Source organism: Mesorhizobium sp. CA8 (genome assembly GCF_020164955.1).
GTDB lineage: Bacteria > Pseudomonadota > Alphaproteobacteria > Rhizobiales > Rhizobiaceae > Mesorhizobium.
The window spans coordinates 1-1,831 of the sequence record NZ_JAIUHG010000055.1; the positions used below are offsets into that span (position 1 = coordinate 1).

Genomic DNA, 1,831 nt, shown 5'->3' on the forward strand with positions numbered 1-1,831 from the left:
CCCTTCGAGCGCCTGATCGAGGCCGTCAGAGCCTCGCTCGGCAGCGCCAGATCGAAGCCGTTCCGGACTCAGAGACAACCACAGAACCCTCATTGCCTACAAAAAGGGGTTAGGCGGCTTTCATGGCCTTGCAGATTTCTTCGACCAGCATGGCGGCCGAAATCGAGCCCGGGTCCGGGTGGCCCAAAGAACGCTCGCCGAGACGTGCGGCGCGGCCGACGGTCGCGACCATGTTGCGTGTCGCTTCTGCTCCCTGTCGGGCAGCCGCGATTATGGCATCGGCATTCTGACCATCGAGTGCGGCATCGGCGGCCGGTCCCCAGGCATCAAGCATCGTCTTCTGGCCGGGCTCCGCCTTGCCACGCTGGACGATGCCGTCGCGCATCGCCGCAATGACAGTCCGCAACTCGCTGCTTGGGATCGATCCTCGCGGACCCGCGGCCTTGCCGGCGCGCAGAAGGGCGGTCGCGTAGAGCGGTCCCGAGGAGGCGCCGACTGCGTTGAGAAAGCCTTTGGCGGCGGCATTGAACAGATCCTGCAGCGTGCCCTCCGCCGCCTGGGCTGCATCGGCCGCGGCCTTCATGCCTTGTTCCATGGCGATGCCGTGGTCAGCGTCCCCAATCACTCCGTCAAGCGCGCAGAGCCTGTCGCGCTCAGCCGCCATCCGCGCGGAGAAGGCGCCGAAAAGGGCTTTCAAATCCCCGGTCGTAAACTCCATCTCGCTCAGCTCCGGAACATGGCGCAGTCGCAGGGGTGGTCGATCATGCGCTGCAATTCGTCGTCCAGATGCATGATGGTGATTGAAGCACCGGCCATATCGAGCGACGTGCAGTAGGGGCCGACAAACGTCTTGTGGACGATCAGTCCGGCGCCTTTCAGGCGCTCCGCGATCCGCGCGTTCAGGATGTAGAGTTCCATCAGCGGTGTTGCGCCGAGCGAGTTGACCAGCACCGCGACACGATCGCCGGCCGGCGCCTCCATTTCCGCCAGGATCGCGTCCATGATTTCGTCGGCGACATCGTTGGCCGAGCGCAACTGCCCGCGCCGCACACCGGGCTCGCCGTGAATGCCCATGCCGATCTCCATCTCACCAACAGGCAGATCGAAGCTCGGCTTCCGCGTCTGCGGCAGGGAACAGGACGAGAGCGCCACGCCCATGGTGAAGGTGCGGTCATTGGCATGCCTGGCGATCCGCTCCACCTGGTCCAGCGGCATCATCATGTCGGCGGCCGCGCCCGCGCACTTGAAGATGAACACATTGCCGGCCACGCCCCGGCGCTTTTGCCTTTGGTCGCGCGGCGCCGACGCGACGTCATCGGTGGTCAGCACCGTGCGCGCCTCGATGCCTTCCATCTCCAGCAGTTCTGCGGCCATGTCGAAGTTCATCACGTCACCGGCATAGTTGCCATACATGAACAGGACACCTGCACCGCCGCTCGCAGCCATTGCCGCGTCGACTGCCGGCTGCGGAGGGGGCGAGGCGAAGACGTTGCCGATCGCTGCGGCATCCGCCAGTCCCTTGCCGATATAGCCCAGGAAGGTCGGCTCATGGCCTGAGCCGCCGCCGATCACCAGTGCGACTTTGCCGGTCCGCGGGCTATTCTTTGCAACGACTGCGCGCGGGGCGTTGTCGGGGCGCCAGAGATGCTCGGGATGCGCGGCCATGATACCGAGCAGCATTTCGTCCACGGCCGCATTGCCGTCGTTGATCAGCTTCTGCGTGAGGCTCATTCGCGTCTCCCTGTATCATCTCCGACCGTGAGACTAGAGCGTTTCGCGACGGCGGGGAAACGGTCTTCTTCTGGTCCAACAAGGTCGCGAAGCATGAAGT

The 1,831-nt window shown here is 64.6% G+C and carries 2 protein-coding genes; both read right to left on the minus strand.

Translation table 11 applies throughout. From position 1 onward, the window contains the following. Positions 1-109: 109 nt before the first annotated feature. A complete protein-coding gene (dhaL, locus tag LB553_RS30375) occupies positions 110-718 on the minus strand; it encodes a dihydroxyacetone kinase subunit DhaL (RefSeq protein ID WP_224518628.1) in 609 nt (202 codons plus the stop codon). A gap of 5 nt (positions 719-723) precedes the next feature. Beyond that, the gene (locus tag LB553_RS30380) at positions 724-1,731 is read right to left on the minus strand and encodes a dihydroxyacetone kinase subunit DhaK (RefSeq protein WP_224518629.1); all 1,008 of its coding nucleotides are present in this window, start codon (positions 1,729-1,731) and stop codon (positions 724-726) included. Positions 1,732-1,831: the final 100 nt, after the last annotated feature.

Coding starts and splice junctions, on each gene's coding strand:
- LB553_RS30380 (WP_224518629.1), bottom strand. CDS start 1,731: ATGAGCCTCACGCAGAAGCTGATCAACGACGGCAATGCGGCCGTGGAC.
- dhaL (WP_224518628.1), bottom strand. CDS start 718: ATGGAGTTTACGACCGGGGATTTGAAAGCCCTTTTCGGCGCCTTCTCC.